Genomic DNA, 18,226 nt, shown 5'->3' with positions numbered 1-18,226 from the left:
ACCGAGCGGCGGCTGCACCGGTAGCGGGACTTGTCCTGTTTGACCGGTGCCGGCTATCCGGCGACACCAGAGAGACAACGCGACGCTTTGATCGACCTGACGCAGACGACGGTCGACGCGGGCGGCATCGGCTTGGTCTGTTGGGAGCCAAACTGGGTCTCGACGCGCTGGGGCAAAGGGTCAAACCATGGCATCCGCAGCCTTGCCTCAGGCCTTTTCGGCCTTTTTTGAGCGCGCCGGGCGCTTCGGTTTGTCCGGTGTCTGGGCAGCGGATCGTCCGGCCCTGTCGCCGCTGCGGTTCGTACCGAGGCCGATCTGCTTTGCCATTGCCCGCCGCGTTTCCGAATAGGCTGGCGCCACCATCGGATAATCAGGCTTGAGATTGTAGCGCGCGCGATACTCGTCGGGGGTAAGGCCATGCCCCGAAAGATGACGACGCAATGTCTTGTATGGCTTGCCGTCGATCATCGAGAGGATGTGATCGTTCGAGGCGAGGGACTTGCGAACCGATACGGCCGGGAGATGTTCCTCGCCAATCGGTTGGTCGGCTGGCTTTGCTGGCACGATTCCCGACAATTCACTGACCGTTTCATGCATCTTTTTCAAGAATGCAGGCACTTCCTCGGCGGTTACGCGATTATTGGGATTGCCAAGCCAGGCGATCGTCAATTCGGTTGCCAGCTCGACAAAGGTTGCGCTGCGGTCTTCGGTCACGCTTTGCTCCATTTCGGATCTATTTCAACTGGCCTGCGACTTTCCTTTTGCGATGTCAAACACTGGTTCGGGGTCGATATGTCGCGCAACCATCCGAGCAGCATCGGTGTCCTGTGATGCCAGGGGTCCGTCGGCCAATGTGCCGTGGTTCAGGTTTCGGATCGGAAGGTGCAGCCTTGCCGGTCTGGTGCTGGCCTTAGCCTTGACCGAATAACTGTTTCAGGTGGCGTCGGCTTTTCAGCCGGCGGATGGTGTTTCGTCCAACGCCATCATGGCCAGAGTTCGGGATTTGACTGCCGCATCGACAGGCAGCCGGATCGGGTAATCAGGATATGCTCATGCACGGTCACACAGAGGGGGCCAAGCACATCGATCATGAGACGGGTAGTTGCAACGTCGGCCATCGAAAACTGCCTGCGGCCGCCCGGGTGATTGTGGACGAGAATCACCCCGGCAGCGTTTGCGAGCAGCGCGCATCGGATCACCTGCCGGGGCTCGATGCGCGCCATGGTATAGCCGCCGATCGAAAAGCAATGCTGGCTAACCGCCCGTAGATCCGTGTCGAGAAAAATACCCCATACTTCCTCCTGCGGCCGATAAGCGAGCTCAGCGGTCAGATAAGCATGAAGTGCGGCGTGGTCGACCAGCGGTTTCCCGTCGAATACCCGGGCCTGAAGGCAGCTGAGGACGATGCTCCGGACCGTCTCCAGCGTGTGGATCGCCCAGGCCGGCCAGAGCCCCGCTTTTGCATCAACAAAAACCGCACCCAGAGTCCCATGCATGTCGATCATGGCCTTGCTGAGCGGGCCCGCCTCCTTGGCATTTACCAGCGCAAGGAGGGCTTCCAGCTCAAATCGGTCCCGTCGCGCAGCAGCCGTTTCCGGTGCCGATACGTCCCGATCGCGAGAATGATCGGGACGGGATAGCTCCATAGCATTTGAAGAGCCCAATAGGCCCATGGATGGATGAGGGTTGCGACTGCTGCCAGATGGGTTGCCACCAGCAGCCCCTGACAGGCCGCCACCCAGATTGGCCAGAATCGTGTCGACCAGACCGCAAGAATGACCCAGGCAACCAGCATCGCCAGATCGATGGTCAAGGTCCATCGCTGAACTCCAAAATAACGCTCCGCACCTGCCGCGATACCCAGATTGATGGCGATGAAACTGCCAATGGCACCGCAGATCATGATCGCCGCTGCGATCCGCTCAGGCGCACCCCCTTTTGCCAGCGCATAGCCGGAGCAAAGGAGAAGAATGACAAAGAAGGCATAGACATTCAGCACGGCGTTGACCGGACCAGCATTTGCCCGGCCGGTCAACGCCGCATGGTCTAGGCCACTGCCCGAAGCGAGGTGCCCTCCTCGCCGCGAGGCGGCGCGGGCTTGGGTCCGACATCGCCAAATGACAACGCGGAAAGCCCCATCATGGTCTTGACGCTCGCAAGTTCGTCATGGGTCGCGATTGCAGCCCGGCGCGCCGTCGACAGCTGCAGGATGGTATGCGCCGCCTTGTCGATCGCGTCCTGACCGAAATGGACGGCAACGCCTGTTGCAAGCCGTCCCTCGACGATGGAACGGATCAGCCCGGCATTGAGGGCGATCGCCTGATCGATTGTGGCTTCCATGGGGAAGAGATGTTCGGCAACGGCTTCCGCAGCTGCCCGTCGTTCTTTCAGCATAGGAAATGTCCTGTCATAAGCCGGGTTCCGCATATGCGGGGCCCCGAATTCAGAACCGGGCTCTCATTGCAATGAGTGCCTCAATTCCGGTTGTCAGCACGCCGAACCCGATCAGCAACGCTGCGGTGAGGCCGGCGATCAGCAATAAGGTATGACTGGCCCTCAGGTCATTGCGCGCTCCCTGTGTTGCCAGAGGAAAGGGCCGGTCCATGCCTGGCGTCGGCTGGAACCGTGCAGGGGCAGGTTCCTCGACAGTCAGGCGGCAAGACGGCTCCTCCTCCGATTGCGGCAACCAGGTTGCATCCTCGGGTGGCAGCGTGACGATATCCGGCAGTTGGTTCCCCAAAGGCTGGGGAAGCTGGCTTGCCTTGAACAGCCGTGCGGCTTCCTGCCGACTGGCAGCACCTGTTTTGCGAACAACGGCCTTGAGGCGCTGATCGACGGTATGCGGCGACATGCCGAGCTTCGCGGCGATTTCTTTCGATGTGAAGCCATCTGCAACAAGCGCAAGGCAGTCGCGCTCGCGCGCGCTTAGGTTCGGGATCGCCAGGCGCGAATCATCGGGTTGTGGAGTTTCCGCCATGCGGCATCATGGCTCGGGATCCTGGTCTGGCAAACCGGTGCTTAACGACCGTAGCGGCGGTGCAGGCAGAAGCTGGATCGCCCAGTCGAGATGAATGGCGGTCATCGAAAACCCTGCCTGGTCGCATTCTGCGAGAAGTGCTTTCATCCGCTTGCGTAAAGCGGCCGCTTTTTCAAGCCGTGGGTTCATGCCCCGATGCTAACCGGATCTGCCCCCGGCATTCAACGGAAGGCCGCTCCAGATCGGAAGGATTGCCCCTCGATCAGCCCGGCCTCCGGCAAAATGGGCATGACCAGAACCTCGGGACGGAATGCTGATTCCCAATGAATTGAAAAGGTTCACTGGCTCCAATGCTTGCTTGCAACTTCCTGTTGCAGCCGCTTGCGAAGCGTGGTTTCTGACGCAGCTATTTCCAAGGGGGGGATTATCGATGAGTACCAATCTGACCAAAGTCATGCTTGCGTCCGCACTGCTGGCGGCGCCGATCGGGGCGGCCGTGGTCGCACAGCCAATGGCCGCGCCTGCGGCACAGTCTGGGAAGGTCCTGCCGGTCGATACGATCATCACCGTGACGCCGGTAGAAGAGATTACCAGCATCAAGATGAAAGAGGGCGATATCAAAACGCTGCAGGTGGCAGCAGATGTCGTCGAGGGGGGAACGGTGATGATCCCGCGCGGGTCGAAGGTAAAGGCAACGGTGACCTGGCGGACCGGCAAGGGGATTGGCGGCAAGTCGGCGAAGTTCGAGCTCACCTTCAACAGCGTCTCGGTCAATGGAAAGGACTATGCGCTCAAGGGGACGCATCGCCAGGAAGGTCGCGGCAATACGGTGGGCGCGCTGCTGGGTTCGATGTTCATCAGCGGCAAGTCGGCGGTGATGACCTCGGGTCAGATCGTCAACGCCTTTACGGCCGAGCCTATTCCGGCGGCCTGATCCGCGCCGATCTGCTGGCATGGTCCGCCCCGATGGACGGAGCGGACCATGCAGCTGCCCATGCCTCGGCTGCGACCAGTCGCAGCCGCCGGTCGACCTGGGCGCGCATACCGGGCCCAGCCTCAAGCGGCGCTCGGCACCAGGCGCGTTCGACAAGGCCCAGCCCGTCAAGGCAGCCGCCAATGAGGCGGTCGCCAAGCGATTGCCAATGCGCCTTGCCATAGGCTTGCATGAACCCGTCCGGTCCGCCCTTTGATCGCCGGTCGATGATTGCCGGAGGGAGACGGGCTTCAAAAGCGCGCCGGGCAAGCGACCGGTCGACACCCCCTGCAATCCACATCCAGCTCGGCACTTGCAGACAATATTCGACAATGGGCTGAGACAATAAGGGCGTCAGCTGGAGGAGCGACGATCCCTGCCGGTAAAGCTCCTTTGCAAAGCCGGCCTGGATCAGCTGGACGACATGGCGGCGCTTGCCCGGCAGATCGGGCAGGCCCTGAAGCCAGGGATGCAAAGAGGGTTCGAACCAGGCGTCGGGCAGTTCGGCGAGCCCGGTCCGGTCGGCCCGTCCAGACGGTCGTTCGGCAGGCAGCTGCGCTATCCGCAAGGCCTCTGCGACAATCGCCGGTACTGAGACGCCAGTAAGCCGTGCAAGGTCGGTGGCGGTGGCGGCAAGACCCGGCACCGGTCCTTCCAGACGCCACCGATCGACAAGCGGCGCTGCGCTCCTCACCGTGCAGAACACATGATCACCACCATTGCCGGCCATGAGGACCGGTGCCTCGGCGCCAAGCGCAGCATGCGCCGACGAGATCGCCTGGAAAAACAGACCTGCGACTGGCCGTGGCAGATGCGCGAGCATGGGCTGACCCGGGTCGATCGGACAATCCTTGTAGAAGAAGGGCTCCAGCGGCAGGGCCAATGCATCGGCAATCAGCCGAGCAAAGGCTCGTTCATCGCCTGCCTGATCCGGGCCCACCATGGTGAATGCCTCAAGGGCCATGTGCGGCGCGGCCAGCGCAGCAACGATCGATGAATCGAGCCCCCCGGACAGGCCGATGATCCCCTGCCCTGCCTCGCGTGCCCACGCAGTCACGCACCGGTCCACGATGCGGGCGAGCACGGCGGCGCTCGTGCCGGATGCGCGGGAATTCCCCCGCGCAAATTGTGCGGGATGCCAACAGGACTGCGCGGCCGATGCAAGGGAGGAACAGAAGGTGCCGGGCAGGATCTCGTCGAGATCGGCGAGACAGGTCTCGAAGGGCAGCTCGACCCCGGCGAGGAACCTCGCCAGACGGTCAGGCGCGATCGATCCGGGGTAACCGGCTGCCTCGAACAGGGAGCGGGCATCATTGCCGAAGAGGGCGCCCCCATATGCCGGGACGGTATAGCAGGGCAGCATGCCCGATGGATCGCGCAGCACGCCCCATCGGCCCGCGCCATCCTTGAGGACTGCATCATAGGCCCCCCAGACATGGCGGATCAGCCAGGCGGGACCACCATCGCGGATGGCGTGCCGTTCGGCTTCGCTCAGCCGAAGCAGCGGCAGATCATCGCCGCGACGAAACAGCGTTCCGAGAATGACCCCGTCCTGCCCGAGGCTGATCGCAGGCATGTTCCCGCGGACCATCCAGTCGCCGCCCTGCCAGATCAGCGGATCGCTCAATCTGGACAGGAACGCGGCAGGACCTGCGACAAAGCGGCCGGTTTTCATCGCGACAGGATGGGCGTGAAGGGCAGGACCGCATCGAGCCTGTCGGTCATGACCGTCCCGGCGACCTCGACCCAGGCATGGGCCAGGAAGGGAAGCCGGACGCCGATTACTAGCCGGGCATCGATCCCGGAGCGAGCCAACAAGCGCCGCATGGCGATGGCGCGGGGCAGACAGGCCCCCTCGGCGGTACGCAACAGCCCCGCCCGGTCGAGCGCTGCCGCAAGCGCTCCCGCTCGCCGCGGATCGGCGATCCTGCCGCCCGGCGGCGGCAGCGAGCCAAGCATGGTACCGATATGGACCCGCCTGAGGTCACGCGCGGCACGCCGCCATGCCAAAAGCACGCGGAGCATATCGATGAGCGAGACGCGAGGGACCGCAAGGGAGTTCCAGTCGGCCTGAGGCGGCTCCGCCGAGGCGACAGCCACATGAAGCGAATGGTTGTGAGCAAGGCCAAGTGCCTCGAGCCGGACATGCATCGAAGGATCGGCGGTGCCGCGCAGCCCTTGCCATAGCGCCAGGCTGTCCTTGTCATCGAGCAGGAAATAGCGGCCGGCACCAAGGTCGAGGCCGACAAAGCTGCCCTCAAGAAAGACACCTGTAATGGAACGGACATCAAGCGGCATGACGATATCGGCCAAAAGGCTCATGCGCCGACCGAAGCGGCGCATGAGCCGGCAGCCGTTCAGTCTTCGCGATCGAGCCCGACCGCGAAATACTGGCGGGTATCGCTGTCGGGCAGGCCGATCATGGCACTGCCCCGGGTTTCGGTGACGGCATCGCCAAGGTCGATACGCCCGTCATGCTGATGGTTCGGTTCGGTAGTCATTGTTGCTTCCTTTCCTCGATAAGCAGAGCGTTGCCCTGCATCTCAAGACTAGGCAGCATCCGGTCCGTTAATCATCTTTATAAACACGGCCAGTTGATTATAAATCTGACCGGGCGATGAGAACGGGGCCTGGGCCCCCGGCACCGATATCTTTGGGCAAGCCTTGGACATGCATATCGGCTACCCGGTCAGTCTGCATATAGCAGCAGGAAGACATTGGGACCGTCCAGTTACTTTTGGATATGCAATTTGATCCATTATGGAGTCAGTTTCGCCTGCACCCTCGCCTCAATGCAACTGGTGAAATAATGCCATTCCCGGCAATCCAGTGAACGTGGCTCGCCCTTTATGCCCCAGACATTGTCATCGCTTTGACAGTGTTGGTTGAAACGCCCGGGGGCAGTCTTTGCTGACCCTTATCCGAGCAGTGTTTGAGAAGCGCAGGTCTGCCCTCACCGCGATCGGCAGTGCTATACGGGAACATGCGTGAACCTCGCTGGCTGCTGGTCGCGCGACCATGCTCATTCCCGACCTCATCGAGGCAGACCGGTTGGTTGCTGTCCTGATTGGTGGCCAAACAATCGCCATTGCCGATTGCACCTCAACTCACTCGCGTATATTGTCTGACAAATAAACAGGGGACCAACCCCCCGAATCAGGGAGCAGGGTGATGAGGAAAATCATGCGCTGTCTGGCAATTGCGATGATGGTCACGCTGCCGCTGACCGCACCGGCTGGCGCACAAACTGCGACGTTGCATGCCGACACGCCTGGCCCGGTCTATGACAAACGCATGTTCACGCAGTTTGCGGAGCATCTCGGCAACGGGATTTATGGCGGTCTGTGGGTTGGGCCTCAGTCCGACATTCCCAACACCCGCGGTTTTCGCAACGATGTCGTCGCTGCTCTGCGCCGGCTGGCGGTGCCGGTGATCCGCTGGCCGGGTGGCTGCTTTGCTGACGAATATCACTGGCGGGAGGGGATCGGTCCGCGCGACAAGCGGCCGGTCAAGATCAACACCCATTGGGGCGGTGTGACTGAACCCAACACCGTCGGCACGCACGAGTTTATGGACCTGGTCGAACAGATCGGTGCCGAACCCTATGTGGCTGGCAATGTCGGCAACGGCACGCCCCAGGAAATGGCGGAATGGGTGGAATATATGACGTCGCCCGCCGGCAGCCTTGCCGAGGAACGCGCGCGGAACGGCCGCAAGGAACCGTGGAAGGTGCCCTATTTCGGCGTAGGCAACGAATTGTGGGGCTGTGGCGGCAACATGCGGCCCGAATATGCCGCCGATCTGACCCGGCGCTATGCGACCTTCATCAAGTCACCGGCAGGCACGCGGGTGCTTAAGATTGCAGCCGGTGCGAATGTCGACGATTACAACTGGACCGAAATATTCATGCGCGAGGCGCGTGGCCAGATCGATGCCCTTTCCCTCCATTACTACACCATCCCCGGGGGCTGGCCGCCCCGCCAGTCATCCACCGAATTCGACGAGAATGGCTGGGCGGAGGTCATGGCTGGTGCGTGGCGGATGGACGAACTGGTCACCCGGCACACCGCGATCATGGATAAATATGATCCGGAAAAACGGACCTGGTTGGCGGTCGACGAATGGGGCACCTGGTATGCGGGCGACCCGGGCACCAAACCGGGATTTCTGCGCCAGCAGAACACGCTGCGTGACGCGATGGTTGCGGCGATCCACCTGAACGTCTTTGCCAAGCATGCCGACCGAGTCAAGATGAGTGCCATCGCCCAGATGGTAAACGTCCTGCAGGCGATGATCCTGACTGACGGCCCCAAGATGGTTCTGACGCCGACCTACCACGTGTTCGAAATGTACAAGCCCTATATGGACGCGACCGTCCTGCCGATGGAAATCCGGTCGCCACGCTATCAGCACGGGACCTGGGACGTTCCCGCGATCAGCGCGTCCGCCGTTCGCGCAAAGGACGGCAAAGTGCACGTTGCCCTTGCCAATGCCGACCCCGATGCGCCGCACGGTCTGCGGATGTTGCTGAAGGGTGTTGCCGCCACGACCGTCGAGGGGCGCGTTCTGACCGCTGCTACGATGAACGCCCGCAACACGTTCGACGCCGCCGATGCGGTCGCGCCAAAGGCGTTTGACGCGGCTTCCGTAACCGGGGACATGTTGACGGTGACCCTGCCGGCCAAATCGGTCGTCATGCTGACGTTGCGCTGAGCAGCGACGATGCATACCCATTTGATCCTTGGCGCAGCGCTGGTGATCACCGGCCTGTCGGGACCTGCTTGTGGGCAGCAGGCCCCGCCCCCCGCGCCGGCGGTTCCCGGCGTGACCGGTGACGTCTCGCCTGTGCACGACCCGGTCATCATCCGCGAAGGCGCCTGGTACTACGTCTATTCGACCGGCATTGGCAGCGCAGGACAGGGGCTGATCAGTGCCCGGCGCTCGCGCGACCTCAGGCATTGGGAACGGATTGCCGCACCGTTCGAGGCACTGCCCGACTGGGCTGTGGCGGCGATACCCGGCGCACGCAATTTGTGGGCACCCGACATCAGCCGGGTCGGCGGACGGTATCGCCTCTATTATTCTGTCTCCACCTTCGGGTCGAACCGGTCGGCGATTGGCCTCGCCACGGCCTCCACGCTGGATCCGTCAGCACCGGGTTATGGCTGGCGGGACGAGGGACTGGTGGTCCGGTCGACGCTGGACAGCGATTTCAACGCGATCGATCCTGCCTTTGTCGTCGATGCGACCGGCAGGCATTGGCTCTCGCTGGGCAGTTTCTGGACCGGGCTCAAGCTGTTCCGGCTCGACCCCGTCACCGGCAAGCCGCAATCGCCGGATGCCAAGCCGATCGCGATCGCGTCACGCCCCGTGCCTGCCGGAGCGCCATCAATCATTGAGGCGCCCTACATCTTCGTCCGCGACGGCTGGTACTGGCTGATCGCGTCCTATGATTATTGCTGCAAGGGCGTGAACAGCACCTATTACACGGTCATCGGCAGATCGCGCAGCGTCGAGGGACCCTATCTCGGCAAGGATGGCAGCGCGATGCTGTCGGGTGGCGGCACTCTGCTGTTGCGCGCAGACCTGCCTGAAAAGGAACGGTTCCGGGGCCCCGGCCATGCCGGGCACATGCGCGACGCCGATGGCCGGGACCTGATTGTCTATCACGCCTATGACCGCGAAAACAAAGGCGCCCCCACCTTGCGCATCGCCCATCTCGAATGGGGTGATGACGGCTGGCCAATCGCGGTGGCGCAACAGGAGAGCAAACCATGACCTATGTCAGCCGCCGTACCTTTGTCGCCGGAACCGCAGCCGCTATGGCCGCGTCGACCCTGTCCGGATGCATGGCAACCGCCACGACAGCACCGGCTGGCGGCACGATCATCAATCCGCTGGTGCGGCAACGTGCCGACGCACAGGTGTTCCGCCATACCGATGGCTGGTATTACCTGACCGGGTCGGTGCCCGAATATGACCGGCTGGTGCTGCGCCGGTCACGCACCCTGGCCGGCCTGTCCACGGCGGAAGAGCGCATCTTGTGGCGGCACGAGGCCAGAGGGCCGATGTCCGGGTTTCTCTGGGCTCCCGAACTGCATCTGATCGACGGAAAATGGACCATGTATTTCGCCGCCGGGCCATCAGGCGGCGGCGAGGATGTGTTCCGGATCCGCACCTATGCCGTGCAATGCGACGGCAACGACCCGATGACGGGAAACTGGTCGCCGATCGGCCAGTTGCAGACGCCATGGGACAGCTTCAATCTCGATTCCACCGTCTTTGACCACCGCGGCGTCCGGTACATGGCATGGGCCCAGCGCGAACCGGGCATCGAGACCAACTCCAACCTTTATATCGCACCGCTCAAGACCGCCCTCACCTTTGGCGCTGCGCCCGCCCGGCTGACTGTCCCGACACTCGACTGGGAAATCCGGGGGTTCAAAGTTGCCGAAGCTCCGGCGATCCTGGCCCGCAACGGCCGGTTGTTCATGACCTATTCGGCAAGCGCGACCGACTCGCGATACTGTATGGGGATGCTGACCGCCCGTGACGATGCCGACATCATGAATCCGGCATCCTGGTCCAAATCGCCGGTGCCCGTCTTTCAGACATCGCGCACGACCATGGTGTTCGGGCCGGGCCATAACAGTTTCACGACCGACGAACGCGGCCGCGACATGCTTGTCTTTCATGGCCGCGATTACGAGGCAATCGAAGGCGACCCGTTGTTCGATCCCAACCGGCATACTCGTGTTCAACCAATCACTTATCGGGCGGATGGCACCCCGGATTTCGGCGTGCCTGTCGCCAATGGCACGCTCATCCTCTAGCCGCCTGGGTCATTGGAAAACCATGTGGGGGCGATCGGGCAAAATGCCGGATCGCCCCGTTTCATGGGCAGCAAAGAAATTTCCTGCCGCCTGCAAATTTCCTATTGACCCTTTTGTCTGACAAATTAAAAGTCAGACAAATAATCTACGTCAAACATGACGAGAGCCATAAGGGGAGGTTGAAATGGTATCCACTTCAGCATTTTTTCGTTCGGCCTCCTGCTTGGCGCTGATGGCAACAAGCCCGGCATTCGCCCAGCAGATCAGCCTGGCAGGATCGGCAGCGATACCAACGGCCGATACTGTTCAGGACGCAGCCTCGATTACCGATCCGCAATCCGAAGAAGAGATTGTGGTAACGGGTGTCAGAGCGAGCATCGTGAAGGGGCTACAAAACAAGCGGGAATCGGTGCAGGTCATCGAATCGGTCGTCGCCGAAGACGTCGGCAAGCTGCCCGATAACAACGTCATCGAGGCGCTGCAGCGCGTGACCGGCATTCAGGTTACGAACCGCGCCTCGGCCGAAGCGTCGGGCATTTCGATCCGCGGCCTTCCGGATTCGCTGACCACGATGAATGGCCGCCGTATCTTCACCGCTTCGGGTCAGGCCTTTGCGCTCCAGGATATTCCGGCGAACCTTGTCAGCCGGATTGATGTGTTCAAAACACGGTCGGCGGATCAGATCGAAACCGGCCTTGCCGGCCAGATCGATGTTCGGACGCGCCGTCCGCTGGATTTCGACGGCTTTGCGATTTCAGGCGTCGCGCGCGGCATCTATGACGAGACAGCCGACACCTTCAATCCCAATGTCAGCGCGCTGATCAGCAATCGCTGGACCACTGGCATTGGTGAGATCGGCATCCTGATCAACGGCAGCTATGCGCGCAGCAAATACCGCGAGATGAGCGTGACGGCGGGCGCAATGGTGCCGTTCGCGACGGAAAATCCGCCCGCTGGAACCGGCCTGACGCCCCTCCAGCGCGTCTTTCCCGAAACCGGCGCCTGGCAGCCGGGCCTTGATCGCGGCCTGCCGGATGAGGCGGGATCGACCTTTCCCGTCAACGGCGTCACCACCCCTTATTATCTGGCGCGCGATGCCGTGTTCAGCCCCGACGTGACCGGCGACCGGGAACGCCCCGCAGTCAATGCCGCCCTGCAATGGCAGCCGACGCCGGGCCAGACCTATACCGCCGAATTCTTCTACGCCGGCTTTCGCAACACGACGTTCAACAGCCTGCTTTTCAGTTTTGTTGACTGGTGGGGATCGCTGGGTCCCAACCCTGCATCCACCTTCACCCTCTATCCCGACAGCAACATCATCAAGACCAGGACGATCGGCAATCCGTTCGGGTTCAATTCAGGTGACCTGTCGAAAACCCGAACCGACAGTTTCGTCTATGCCCTGAACGCCGACTGGGACTGGGGCGACAATGGCAAGATCGTTGCAGACCTGTCCTACCAGACGAGCGAATTCGCATCGACCTTTCAGGCAATGCGGCTTGAACGCGTCGCCAGCGAAATCACCGTCGATTTTAACGAGCGTAACGGCCTGCCAGCCTATAATTTCAATGACAATGCCCTGTTGCTCGATCCGTCCCAATGGACCGTCGCCCAGTTCTTCGACAATGCAAACGGATCAACTGGCGATGCCCTTACCTTGCATCTCGATGGCTGGAAGGATTTCGACACCGGCCTCGTGCGCCGGGTGAAGGCAGGCATCCGGATCGATGACCGCGGCGCTGCCGATTCCGTACGCACGCAGGAAGCAGGCGTGCTTGGCCGCCGGCTCAACACGCTCGATCCGGGCCTTCAGTACGTGAACAAGGGCTTCTTCAACGGCCGGGCAAATGTGCCGCCGGCCTGGGTGAACGCCAACGGTTATTATATCAATGAAAATGCCGACCAGATCCGGTCGCTCTACAACAGCACCATCGGCACAAACCTGCTCCTCAGCGACGAATTGTCGCTGACCAAGGTGTTCGACATCAACGAGATTACCCTGTCGGTCTATGCGCAGGCCGACCTCGAAGTCGAGATCGCTGGCCGCCCGTTGCAGGTCCAGCTGGGTGCCCGCTATGTCGATGTCGACACCGACCTGACCTTCACGGACCGGTTTTCGGGCGAAACGCGATCCGATTCCCAAGCGACTTCGGCATTCCTGCCGAGCGTCACAGTCCGGTTCGACATCACCGACAAGCTGCGCGCCCGTTTCAACTATGGGGAAACGCTGCGGCGGCCCGGCTTTGGCGACCTCAACCCGTTCTTCAATCTGGTCGGCGACCTGACCGGGATCGGACGCGGTTCGGGTTCCGGCGGCAATCCGAACCTCGTCTCCACAACGTCGCGCAACTATGATCTTGGCCTTGAATGGTATTTTGAACGCGACAGCGCGATCTACGGCACCCTGTTCCGCCGGGAGATCGAGGGACTGGTCGTGCCGGTGACTAACCTGCTGAACATCCCGGGTACGGGACTGTTCAATCCGTCCAACAATTTCGCTGTCACCCAGCCGACCAATGCGTCCAATGGCGTCCTGGAGGGTGCAGAACTGGGCCTCGTCTATTTCCCGAAATTCCTGCCGGGCATCCTTGACGGTCTGGGCGTTCAGAGCAGCCTGACCCTGTTGCGGTCAAACCAGAACATTCCGATTTCCGACGGCGCGGGCAATATCGTCGGCCAGGATGAATCATCCTTCTTCGGCGTGTCGGACATGTCCTACAACGTGACGCTTGCCTATGAGCGCGGCCCGATCGGCATCCGTACCTCCTATGTCTGGCGCGAGAATTTTCTGGCCAACAACGAGGCGCGGCTGTTTGCCAATCCGATCGGCGTATGGCGCCGGCCGGAACAGAGCCTCGATGCGCAGATCACCTATTCGATCAACGACAAGATCGGCATCACCTTCGACGCGGTCAATCTGACCAATCAGTTGCAGCAGGGCTATTACCGGTTCGACGATGCCGGCGGCCCGGACCGCTACAATCTGGGCTCCACGATTATTCCGCGCACCTTCGCGCTCGGCGCCCGGTTCGTCTTCGACTGATCTCGATCGCGGGCGGGCGTCGTCGGCGCCCGCCCCTCACCCGTGTGTGCTTAACTGGGAGGTCATGATGGTCCGTAAACGCATTACCCTGGCCATGCTGTTGCTGGCCGGTTGCGGCGGCGGGGGTGGCGGCGGTGGCAGCGTCAGCGTGACACCCGCGCCGACACCGGTGCCGGCTCCGGCACCGACGCCTGCTCCGTCTCCCAGCCCTAGCCCGACGGCAGGCCTGCCACTGCCGCTGACGGGTGCTACGGCACCGGCTCACGATCCCGCGATCCTGTATGACGGCGGCACCTTCTACCTGTTCACCACCGGCAATCTTGGCGATGCCGAAGGCCTGATCGCCATGCGAACATCAACAGACGGGCTTGCCTGGCAATTACGCGGCGGCAGTTTCTCAAGCATTCCCGCATGGGCGCAGACCGCCGTACCGGGGACATCCGGCATGTGGGCACCCGATATTGTCAAACATGGCAATGAATACCGGCTCTATTACTCGATTTCGACGTTCGGGCGGAATGACTCGGCGATCGGAATGGCGAGCGCGACCAGTCTGAACGGCGCCAGCGCCGCTGCGAACTGGACGGATCGCGGGGTCGTATTCGAGTCGGCAACGACAGACAATTTCAATGCCATCGATCCTGCGGTGTTCAGCGATGCCAGCGGCAGAATGTGGATGGCACTGGGCAGTTTCTGGACAGGCATCAAGCTGATCGAGCTCGATCCTGCCACGGGCCTTCGCAAGGCCGGTGAACCGGTTCGCGCCATTGCCTCCCGGCCATTCCCGGGCGCGATCGAGGCTCCGTTCGTCGTCCGGCGCGGTGATTTCTATTATCTCTTCGTGTCGTTCGACAGTTGCTGCCAGGGCGCGGCCAGCACCTACAACACCGTGGTGGGCCGGTCGTCTTCACCCACTGGACCTTATCTGGATCGGGATGGGCGCGACATGATGCTGGGCGGCGGAACGCGGATCCTGTCGTCCGGACAGGGTAGCGGCGACCGGTATGTCGGGCGGGGCCATGTGGCCATCCTTCAGAATGCGCCGGTCGGCGGCGCGACGGGCGATTACATCGTCTATCACGCTTATGACGTCATGCGTAACGGGTTTCCCACCCTGCAGATTCAGCGGCTCAACTGGGACAGCCAGGGCTGGCCAGGCGTGGGATGACGGGTCCAACAATATTCGCAGCGCGTCGATGACGTTCCTGGAAACCGGGCCCGACAAAAAAAGACGAGCCCTTTGTCGACAATGCTCCGGTCAGCGCGCTGGAGGCTGCTTCCTTCAGCGAGCGAAGCTGATTTGTTGACCCGCACCGTCCAGCGCCTCCGTGTCTGACCATCTTCCAGGCGATGCCCTGCTGATCGGTGCGGCATTCCAGCACTCGCAACAGGAAGAGACGGACGGCAGCATATCGTCATGAGGCTGCTTTTGAGTGGCGAGCGCGCCAAGCGACCCGATCTTATCATGTGCGAGATCTCGCCGAGCTGAACCCGCGATCGGCGGCCATGAACCGGCTCAGCATCGGGGCGATCAGCCGTTCCGGGGGCAACGGTTCGCCAAGGCCTGTTTCGCTGGCATGAAGCCTTGCATAGGCAAGAAGGTCCCGGTGAAGCTGGGCGGGCAGATCGATCGTCAGCTTGACAGGCTTGTCGTCGGGGATCGGACCAAGACGAAGCGTGGGCATTGGCAGGGCTTCCTTTTCAGCTGCGGGGGATGACAAGGTCACGGGTGACCAGCACGCGCACGGGATGGCCGGGCCGGATGGTCAGTGTTGGAGCGATGGCGGCGCTGCGCTGGACAAGCTGCCGACCGGTCTGATTGATGCTGTCCTGCGTCCCGTAGCGGACCGCGCGGACCAGCGCGTCATCGCTTTCGGCAACCACCGCAGTCCCGACGCCGAGAAGCGTGGACACCAGGGCCGAGCGCAGGACAGCGCCCCAGTGCCGGTCGGTCCGGTCGGACAGCCCAGTCATTCCAGCGACATCGGTTGCCGGCATGTCGCCAAGCTCGATCGTCCGCCCATCGGGAAGGACGACCCGCTCCCAGGTCAACATGAGCCGGGTCTGGCCGCTGGCAATGGCGCTTTCATAGCGGCCGATGAGCCGCGAGCCCTGCGCAATCAAGGGAACCCTGCCTGATCGGCTGTCCATGACGGACTCGGTTACTTGCGCCACGACAGCGCCGGGCAGATCGGACTGGAGCCCGGTCAGGAGCGCGGCGGGAATGATATTGCCGGCTGCAAGCACCGCCGTGTCGTCCTGCCCGTTCATCCCTGGCTGGGCTGCTTGCCTTGCGACAACAGGCTCTGAGCGCATCGATCCTGCCTGTTCATCTGCCGGCGGACCGCTTGCCCGCGATGCGAAAAACAGGCCGCTTCGATGGGCCTCCGAGCGTTCGCGCAAGCTGGGATCAGGTGCCGGGCGCTGGACCGGCGGGGCTGGCGGCCGCGCTTCGGCGGCGCGGCGAGCGGCGAGGATCGGCCCGCCGAGATCGCCGGGCAGCGGTGGGCCCAGTTTCGGGATCGCGGCATAGTCGGCAGGCGCTTCAGCGACGATGGGCGGGGTCGCCCGCTGCTCGGGTGGCGGGGCGAGTTCGGGCACGGGCTTTTCCGGGACCCGGAACGCGAACCCCAGGGTCGCAGCGATCAGAACAGCGCCTGCAGTGCTGGCCACTATGACGGCCTTGCGCGAAAGCCGCACGACCCTGGGCAGCGCCGGGCGAAGGCGGAACGGATCGGGGGGCGCGAGCGTCATGAAGGGCTCGCTTGCATCCGCCCTGACCGACACAGGATGCTCCGCCGCGGGGGTCGCCGGCGGCTGCTCCGCCAGTCCCTCTTGCGCCGCTCCTTTTTCGACCCCGGGCGATATGGGTTCGTTGCCGATCATGGCCGGGCCTTGGCGTCATGTCGGTCGATCCGGACACGTGCCTCTGATCGTTTGTCGCCAAGGCGAAGCTCGGCCTTGTCGAGTAGGCGATCGACGATGATGAACCGGCCATCGACGCGGTAATTGACGAGTTCGCTCGTGTTCCTGGGCCCACGGACAAACAGCGGTGGCAGGCTATGCGCCTCGATATCGGCATCGAACGCAATGAAGGTCCGCCGGCCATCATCGAAGACCAGGACCGGTCGCCAGTCGGGCCGGTCGCCCGAAATGCGGTAGGCGAACGACAGCCGCTCGGTATCGACCGCGCGCTGGCCCCCATCGCTTGCCTCGTCCATGACCGGTGCGGAGGGGAGAGGCGCGGGATAGCGCCATGCGATTGCCGGCATGTGTGTCGCCTTCGTCGCGGTCAGTTCCAGATGATAGCTTCGCCGGTCGGTATGGATGATGAGGTTCGTTGCAATGTCGGCGCGGGTCGGCTTGACGAGGATGTGAACGCGCATGCTTGGCCCGGTGCCGCTCACCGTATCGCCGATCATCCAGCGAAGCGTATCGCCTGCCGCGACAGGCCCTGTTCCGACCAGCTTTTCGCCGGGCTCGAGCATGATGTCCGTGATCCGACCCGGCGTCGCATAGAGGCGATAGACGGCGCCTTCGTGCCAGCCATAGACCTGGACGGCATTCTGCCAGTCTTCGCTCGCAGGACCGACCAGCGCCTCGCGGCTTGCTGCGCGGACGACCGCCTGATCGGCCAGCTGCGCTGAAGGCTGCCCCTGCCCTGTCGCGCCCTTCGTTGCGACGGCAAGGGAGAAGGCTGCGACAAGCAGGATCATTGGCCAAGCTCCTTCGACCAGTTGAGGGCATCGATGCGAATGCCGAGGGGGTTGCGCTGGAGCATGTCGGCCGTGCGCGGCGGGACGATGCTCAAGGTGACGATGGCCGACCACCGGCTGGTCTCGGCAAGACCGCCATCGACATAGCGGCGTTCGGTCCAGGCGATCCGGAAGCTGGTCGGCGAGGCGCGGATGACGCTCGAGACATCGACCGCAACCTGCGCGCGGCCGAGATTGACAAAGGGATCGCTCCGCCGGGCATGGTCACTGAGGACCGCAGCTCCGCGTTCGCTGGTCAGATCATAGGCGCGCAGCCAGTTCTGGCGCAGGATGACCGGATCGGCCGGCAGCGAGCGGACCTGCTCGATGAACCGGGCAAGGTGGAAGGCGATCTGCGGGTCGGATGGGGTCGGCCGGGCCTCGGCGGGCCCCATCGCGCGCGCTTCGCCCAGCCGGTCGATCTCGACGATCCAGGGCACGACCGATCCTTGCGCGCTGTGCCAGGCGAGCGCTGCGGCAAGGCCCGCCGACAGGCAGAGTTGGCCGAAACAGGCAAGACGCCAGTGATGGGCCTGCACCCGGGCAGCGCCGATGCGGTCGTCCCAGACCTGACGCGCGCGGTGATAGGGCGTGAGCGGCTCGGGCGTTCGGGCATAGCGGATCGAGGCACGTCGGAACATGAGG

Annotated in this window: 19 protein-coding genes and 1 pseudogene; 7 read left to right on the top strand and 13 right to left on the bottom strand. The window is 62.7% G+C overall.

Going from position 1 to position 18,226, the window contains the following annotated elements; all coding sequences use genetic code 11:
* Positions 1-30: 30 nt before the first annotated feature.
* Positions 31-231 carry a glycosyl hydrolase 53 family protein gene (locus ACNI3Q_RS00485; protein WP_426273231.1) on the top strand — a complete coding sequence of 67 codons (201 nt, stop codon included), beginning with the start codon at positions 31-33 and terminating at the stop codon, positions 229-231.
* On the opposite strand, the gene ACNI3Q_RS00480 is transcribed toward ACNI3Q_RS00485, so the two are convergent.
* From ACNI3Q_RS00480 to ACNI3Q_RS00455, 6 genes are all read right to left on the bottom strand, one after another.
* Positions 208-714 (bottom strand): Ros/MucR family transcriptional regulator, encoded by a 507-nt coding sequence (locus tag ACNI3Q_RS00480; protein WP_426273229.1) that lies wholly within the window; start codon positions 712-714, stop codon positions 208-210. The genes ACNI3Q_RS00485 and ACNI3Q_RS00480 overlap by 24 nt on opposite strands.
* 269 nt (positions 715-983) lie before the next feature.
* Positions 984-1,505 (bottom strand): JAB domain-containing protein, encoded by a 522-nt coding sequence (locus ACNI3Q_RS00475; RefSeq protein WP_426273227.1) that lies wholly within the window; start codon positions 1,503-1,505, stop codon positions 984-986.
* Between the two features lie 32 nt (positions 1,506-1,537).
* Entirely contained in the window at positions 1,538-2,035 is a 498-nt protein-coding gene (locus tag ACNI3Q_RS00470) for a hypothetical protein (RefSeq protein ID WP_426273226.1), read from the bottom strand.
* An 11-nt stretch (positions 2,036-2,046) separates the two neighbouring features.
* On the bottom strand, positions 2,047-2,340 hold the full coding sequence (locus ACNI3Q_RS00465) for a hypothetical protein (RefSeq protein WP_426273224.1): 294 nt from the start codon (positions 2,338-2,340) through the stop codon (positions 2,047-2,049).
* 103 nt (positions 2,341-2,443) lie between these two features.
* Positions 2,444-2,977: a helix-turn-helix domain-containing protein gene (locus ACNI3Q_RS00460; RefSeq protein ID WP_426273222.1), complete on the bottom strand. Its 534-nt coding sequence runs from the start codon at positions 2,975-2,977 to the stop codon at positions 2,444-2,446.
* 6 nt (positions 2,978-2,983) lie between these two features.
* Positions 2,984-3,166: a hypothetical protein gene (locus tag ACNI3Q_RS00455; RefSeq protein WP_426273220.1), complete on the bottom strand. Its 183-nt coding sequence runs from the start codon at positions 3,164-3,166 to the stop codon at positions 2,984-2,986.
* A 241-nt stretch (positions 3,167-3,407) separates the two neighbouring features.
* On the opposite strand from ACNI3Q_RS00455, the gene ACNI3Q_RS00450 reads away from it, so the two are divergent.
* Positions 3,408-3,911 carry a hypothetical protein gene (locus tag ACNI3Q_RS00450; RefSeq protein WP_426273218.1) on the top strand — a complete coding sequence of 168 codons (504 nt, stop codon included), beginning with the start codon at positions 3,408-3,410 and terminating at the stop codon, positions 3,909-3,911.
* Here ACNI3Q_RS00450 and ACNI3Q_RS00445 read toward each other — a convergent pair.
* Genes ACNI3Q_RS00445 through ACNI3Q_RS00435 form a run of 3 tightly spaced genes read right to left on the bottom strand, consistent with a single transcriptional unit; the run spans position 3,895 to position 6,451 of the window.
* The gene (locus ACNI3Q_RS00445) at positions 3,895-5,625 is read right to left on the bottom strand and encodes an asparagine synthase-related protein (RefSeq protein WP_426273216.1); all 1,731 of its coding nucleotides are present in this window, start codon (positions 5,623-5,625) and stop codon (positions 3,895-3,897) included. The two genes, ACNI3Q_RS00450 and ACNI3Q_RS00445, sit on opposite strands and share 17 nt — an antisense overlap.
* On the bottom strand, positions 5,622-6,272 hold the full coding sequence (locus tag ACNI3Q_RS00440) for a lasso peptide biosynthesis B2 protein (RefSeq protein WP_426273214.1): 651 nt from the start codon (positions 6,270-6,272) through the stop codon (positions 5,622-5,624). Before ACNI3Q_RS00440 ends, ACNI3Q_RS00445 begins: the two co-directional genes overlap by 4 nt.
* Before the next feature lie 35 nt (positions 6,273-6,307).
* A complete protein-coding gene (locus ACNI3Q_RS00435; protein ID WP_426273212.1) occupies positions 6,308-6,451 on the bottom strand; it encodes a hypothetical protein in 144 nt (47 codons plus the stop codon).
* 670 nt (positions 6,452-7,121) lie between these two features.
* On the opposite strand from ACNI3Q_RS00435, the gene ACNI3Q_RS00430 reads away from it, so the two are divergent.
* The 5 genes and pseudogenes from ACNI3Q_RS00430 to ACNI3Q_RS00410 all read left to right on the top strand — a co-directional run bounded on the left by ACNI3Q_RS00430 (position 7,122) and on the right by ACNI3Q_RS00410 (position 14,994).
* Positions 7,122-8,663, top strand: coding sequence for an alpha-N-arabinofuranosidase (locus tag ACNI3Q_RS00430; RefSeq protein WP_426273210.1), 1,542 nt, complete (start codon positions 7,122-7,124; stop codon positions 8,661-8,663).
* A gap of 9 nt (positions 8,664-8,672) precedes the next feature.
* Positions 8,673-9,728: an arabinan endo-1,5-alpha-L-arabinosidase gene (locus ACNI3Q_RS00425; protein ID WP_426273208.1), complete on the top strand. Its 1,056-nt coding sequence runs from the start codon at positions 8,673-8,675 to the stop codon at positions 9,726-9,728.
* A pseudogene (locus tag ACNI3Q_RS00420) lies at positions 9,725-10,774 on the top strand (glycoside hydrolase family 43 protein); the annotation flags it as partial. The gene ACNI3Q_RS00425 and the pseudogene ACNI3Q_RS00420, both read left to right, overlap by 4 nt.
* 241 nt (positions 10,775-11,015) lie before the next feature.
* Positions 11,016-13,826 carry a TonB-dependent receptor gene (locus tag ACNI3Q_RS00415; protein ID WP_426273206.1) on the top strand — a complete coding sequence of 937 codons (2,811 nt, stop codon included), beginning with the start codon at positions 11,016-11,018 and terminating at the stop codon, positions 13,824-13,826.
* A 64-nt stretch (positions 13,827-13,890) separates the two neighbouring features.
* Positions 13,891-14,994, top strand: a complete 1,104-nt coding sequence (locus ACNI3Q_RS00410) for an arabinan endo-1,5-alpha-L-arabinosidase (protein WP_426273204.1) — start codon at positions 13,891-13,893, stop codon at positions 14,992-14,994.
* Between the two features lie 295 nt (positions 14,995-15,289).
* Here ACNI3Q_RS00410 and ACNI3Q_RS00405 read toward each other — a convergent pair whose 3' ends face one another.
* The 4 genes from ACNI3Q_RS00405 to trbF form a co-directional block, all read right to left on the bottom strand.
* Positions 15,290-15,511 carry a DUF2274 domain-containing protein gene (locus ACNI3Q_RS00405; RefSeq protein ID WP_426273202.1) on the bottom strand — a complete coding sequence of 74 codons (222 nt, stop codon included), beginning with the start codon at positions 15,509-15,511 and terminating at the stop codon, positions 15,290-15,292.
* A 16-nt stretch (positions 15,512-15,527) separates the two neighbouring features.
* Positions 15,528-16,580 (bottom strand): TraB/TrbI/VirB10 family type IV secretion system protein, encoded by a 1,053-nt coding sequence (locus ACNI3Q_RS00400; protein WP_426273200.1) that lies wholly within the window; start codon positions 16,578-16,580, stop codon positions 15,528-15,530.
* Positions 16,581-16,708: 128 nt separating this feature from the next.
* Positions 16,709-17,542, bottom strand: coding sequence for a P-type conjugative transfer protein TrbG (gene trbG, locus ACNI3Q_RS00395; protein ID WP_426273198.1), 834 nt, complete (start codon positions 17,540-17,542; stop codon positions 16,709-16,711).
* Entirely contained in the window at positions 17,539-18,222 is a 684-nt protein-coding gene (trbF, locus tag ACNI3Q_RS00390; protein ID WP_426273196.1) for a conjugal transfer protein TrbF, read from the bottom strand. Before trbF ends, trbG begins: the two co-directional genes overlap by 4 nt.
* Positions 18,223-18,226: the final 4 nt, after the last annotated feature.

The organism is Sphingomonas eleionomae, from assembly GCF_049889035.1.
In the GTDB taxonomy this organism is placed as follows: Bacteria; Pseudomonadota; Alphaproteobacteria; order Sphingomonadales; family Sphingomonadaceae; genus Sphingomonas.
This window is presented reverse-complemented; position numbering and strand designations above follow the sequence as displayed.